This is a genomic window from Streptomyces sp. NPDC059477 (assembly GCF_042749375.1).
Lineage (GTDB): Bacteria > Actinomycetota > Actinomycetes > Streptomycetales > Streptomycetaceae > Streptomyces.
Window position 1 is genome coordinate 1 of record NZ_JBHYUG010000137.1, and the last position, 3953, is coordinate 3953.

The 3953-nt window shown below is 71.9% G+C and carries 3 protein-coding genes; 2 read left to right on the forward strand and 1 reads right to left on the reverse strand.

Features of this window, described 5'->3' with window-relative positions; translation table 11 throughout:
• Nucleotides 1-233: 233 nt before the first annotated feature.
• Nucleotides 234-1670 carry a regulator gene (locus tag ACFXAZ_RS37245; protein WP_384600747.1) on the reverse strand — a complete coding sequence of 479 codons (1437 nt, stop codon included), beginning with the start codon at nucleotides 1668-1670 and terminating at the stop codon, nucleotides 234-236.
• A 248-nt stretch (nucleotides 1671-1918) separates the two neighbouring features.
• On the opposite strand from ACFXAZ_RS37245, the gene lipB reads away from it, so the two are divergent.
• Together lipB and lipA are read left to right on the forward strand one after the other, a co-directional pair.
• On the forward strand, nucleotides 1919-2767 hold the full coding sequence (lipB, locus tag ACFXAZ_RS37250; RefSeq protein ID WP_384600750.1) for a lipoyl(octanoyl) transferase LipB: 849 nt from the start codon (nucleotides 1919-1921) through the stop codon (nucleotides 2765-2767).
• 98 nt (nucleotides 2768-2865) lie between these two features.
• Complete coding sequence (gene lipA, locus ACFXAZ_RS37255) at nucleotides 2866-3831, forward strand: lipoyl synthase (protein WP_384600753.1); 966 nt, start codon at nucleotides 2866-2868, stop codon at nucleotides 3829-3831.
• Nucleotides 3832-3953: the final 122 nt, after the last annotated feature.

Here is a 3953-nt window from a genome sequence, read left to right on the forward strand (position 1 = left end):
CCCCTGAGGACGCTGCCCTCCCCCACACCGGGAAGGGACCCCCCTAGCTAGGGGCGCGGGGAACTGCGCGACCAGCCCCCACCGGGCGGCCAGCCGAAGAACCGCATCCACAGCTCCCCCTCCCAACACCGCACACCGCAACGCCCCCAGGGGCGCGGGGAACTGCGCGACCAGCCCCCACCGGCAGCCAGCCGAAGGACCGCATCCGCGCCCCCACTCGCGGAGCGAACCCGCTACCCCAGCGTCGCCACCCGCTCCCGATACCCCCGCGCCGGCGCCGCGTCCTTGTACGGCTCCAGGCGGCGTTCGAAGTCACGGATGTACTCGATCGCGCGGACCGAGCGCATCTCCGCGGCCTGCCCCGCCGCTTCGGCGGCAAGGTGGCAGGCCTGGTCCAGCTCGCCCAGGCCCAGTCGCGCGGTGGCGAGGACGACCCGGCAGAAGAGACGGCTGCGGGCGAAGGCGGGGGCCCGGAGCTGGAGGGAACGCTCGGCGTACTGCGCGGCGGCGCGGAACTGCTGGAGGTCGCGGTGGGAGTGGCCGAGTTCGTCGGCGAGCTGGGCCTCGTCGAAGAAGCGCGCCCAGTACGGGACCTCGTCGCCGGGCCGGGCGGCGTCCAGGGCGCGTTCGGCGCGGACCAGGGACGCCGTGCAGGCCCGTACCTCGCCGAGCACCCCGTGCCCACGGGCCTCGGCGGCGTGCAACAACGCCTGCACGACCGGCGGGGCCACCCCGCCCACCCCCTGCTGAGCCACCCGCGCGAGCTGCACGGCCTCCCGCCCGTGCCCGAGGTAGACGGCCTGACGGCTCATCGTGATCAGGACGTACGAGCCGTACGCCCGGTCCCCCGCCGCCTGCGCCAGCCGCAGCGCCTGCACGAAGTACCGCTGCGCGAGGCCGTGCGCGGCGATGTCGTACGAGGTCCAGCCCGCGAGGCGGGTCAGATCGGCGGCGGCGCCGAACAGCTTGCGGCCGGTCTGCTCGCCGTAGGTGCCGCGGAGCATCGGCTCGCACTCGTGTTCCAGATAGCGCACCAGGGCCTGGCGGGCGTGTCCGCCGCCGTACATGTTGTCCAGGGTGCGGAAGAGGTCGCCGACCGAGCGCAGGGCGGCGATGTCGCCGCCGGTGACCCGGTGGCGGGGGCCGCGGTCGGCCTGGGCGCGCTGCTTGGGCACGCCGGGCCGGGCCTGCGCGGGCACGCGCGCGGCCTGTTCGGCACGGGCCACGTGGTCGTCGGGCTTGCCGATCAGCCAGTCCCGGCTGGGCACCACGAGACCGGCCGCGGTGAAGGCGATCTTGCGCAGCTCGGCATGGCTGCCGGAGTCCTTGCGCCACAGCCCGCCGACGATGTCGACGGCCTCCTCGGGGCTGCCCGCGAATTCCAGGCCCGCGTAGACGGGCGCGCAGGCGTCCAGGCCGAGGTCCTGGGCGGTGAGCCGGCGGCCGAGGCGGCGGGTGAAGACCTCGGCGATCAGCGCGGGCGTGGTGCCGCGCGGCTGCTGGCCACGGAGCCAGCGGGTGACGGATGTCTTGTCGTATCTCAGGTCGAGGCCGTGTTCGAGACCGAGCTGGTCCACCCGGCGGGCGAGACCTGCGTTGGAGAATCCCGCTTCTGCGATGAGCGCGGCGAGCTGGCGGTTGGGAGTGCGCTGCGCGGGTCGATCCGTCATCTGCGGTGCGATCTCCTGCCTTCCGGGCCGAAGGGCCCGGATTGCCTGTGAGCAGCCCTTATGGCCTGGTGAACGGCGCGAATGTAGCGGAGCGTAGCCAGCCGATCGCACATTTCCGCGTGCTTTCATCCGATCGTGTGAGGATTGCCTCAAGAGCTGACGCTCGGGGGGCGGACGTACAGTGGCTTGAGCGCATTACGTGCCTGACGCACATGCCTGACTGGGACCGCCGATGGGAGGCGCCTGCCGTGAGTGGATTGCGGTTCGTCCGCGTGGGGTTCGGCGCGGACGCCGTCGAGTACCAGGAGGCGTGGGACGAGCAGCGCCGGGTGCACGCGGCGCGGTTCGCGGACGAGATCGAGGACACCGTGCTGCTCCTGGAGCACCCGCCCGTCTACACCGCGGGCCGGCGCACCCAGGACAGCGAGCGCCCCCTGGACGGCACACCGGTCATCGACGTGGACCGCGGCGGCAAGATCACCTGGCACGGCCCGGGCCAGCTGGTCGGCTACCCGATCCAGAAGCTGCCCCGCCCGGTGGACGTGGTCGCGCACGTACGGCGCCTGGAGGAGGCCCTGATCCGCACCTGCGCGGAGTTCGGCCTGGAGACCACCCGGATCGAGGGCCGCAGCGGCGTGTGGGTGCTCGGTGATCCGGTCGAGCGGCGCCCGTCCCTCCTCGGCGGACTCGCCCTGGACTTCGACCCGCGCCTGACCGACGACGAGTTCGACCCCCGCCTCAACGGCCCGGAGTACGCCCCCTCCAACGCGGGCCAGCGCCGCGAGGACCGCAAGATCGCGGCCATCGGCATCCGGGTCGCCAAGGGCGTCACCATGCACGGCTTCGCGCTCAACGTGAACCCCGACAACAAGTGGTTCGACCGGATCATCCCCTGCGGCATCCGCGACGCGGGCGTGGCCTCCCTGACGAGCGAGCTGGGCCGGGACGTGACGGTTCCGGAGGTCGTCCCGGTCGCGGAACGCCATCTGCGGGACGTCCTGGAGAGCGCCGAACCGAGGCCGCGCCAGGTCGAGCCGCAGCAGGTCGAACCGGCGGAGGTCGAGCCGAGGGAAGTCCGGTCGACGCCGGCCGCGTGACGCAGTGCACAGCAACAGCCACCGCATACCACAGGACCACAATTTCAGCGGGCGTACCCTGAAAAGTCGCCGTACCACCAATCGCTAGGGAGCCGGTCGTGTCCGCAGTCTCACCCGACGGACGCAAGATGCTGCGCCTGGAGGTCCGCAACGCGCAGACCCCCATCGAGCGCAAGCCCGAGTGGATCAAGACCCGGGCGAAAATGGGCCCCGAGTACACCAAGATGCAGAACCTGGTCAAAAGCGAGGGTCTGCACACGGTCTGCCAGGAAGCCGGCTGCCCGAACATCTACGAATGCTGGGAGGACCGCGAGGCGACCTTCCTGATCGGCGGCGACCAGTGCACCCGCCGCTGCGACTTCTGCCAGATCGACACCGGCAAGCCCGAGGCCCTCGACCGTGACGAGCCCCGCCGGGTCGGCGAGTCCGTCGTCACCATGGACCTGAACTACGCCACCATCACCGGCGTCGCCCGCGACGACCTGGCCGACGGCGGCGCCTGGCTGTACGCGGAGACCGTGCGCCAGATCCACGCCCAGACCGCGCAGCGCGAGGCCGGCCGGACCAAGGTCGAGCTGCTCGCCCCCGACTTCAACGCGGTCCCGGAGCAGCTGGCCGAGGTCTTCTCGGCCCGCCCCGAGGTCTTCGCGCACAACGTCGAGACGGTCCCGAGGATCTTCAAGCGCATCCGCCCCGGCTTCCGCTACGACCGTTCCCTGAAGGTCCTGACGGCGGCCCGGGACTACGGCCTGGTGACCAAGTCCAATCTGATCCTCGGCATGGGCGAGACCCGCGAGGAGGTCGGCGAGGCGCTGCGGCAGCTGCACGCGGCGGGCTGCGAGCTGGTCACCATCACCCAGTACCTGCGCCCGTCGGTGCGCCACCACCCCGTGGAGCGCTGGGTCAAGCCGCAGGAGTTCGTGGAGCTGAAGGAGGAGGCCGAGGAGATCGGCTTCTCCGGCGTGATGTCCGGCCCCCTGGTCCGCTCCTCCTACCGCGCCGGGCGGCTCTACCGGATGGCCGTCGAGAAGCGCGGTTCCTACGTCGCCGTCCAGGCCGTCTGACACGACGTCATCCGCGCGCCGCGCACCGGCACTTGCGGCAGGCGTGTGAATTCCCGCACAAGCGGCTACCGGCAAGTAGCGGCCCACTCGACGCGGCCCCGACCGTCCGCCCTGCTGAGGGC

What these genes read in the sequence shown, in the direction of transcription:
- ACFXAZ_RS37245 (WP_384600747.1), bottom strand. Translation starts at nt 1,670, where the DNA reads ATGACGGATCGACCCGCGCAGCGCACTCCCAACCGCCAGCTCGCCGCG.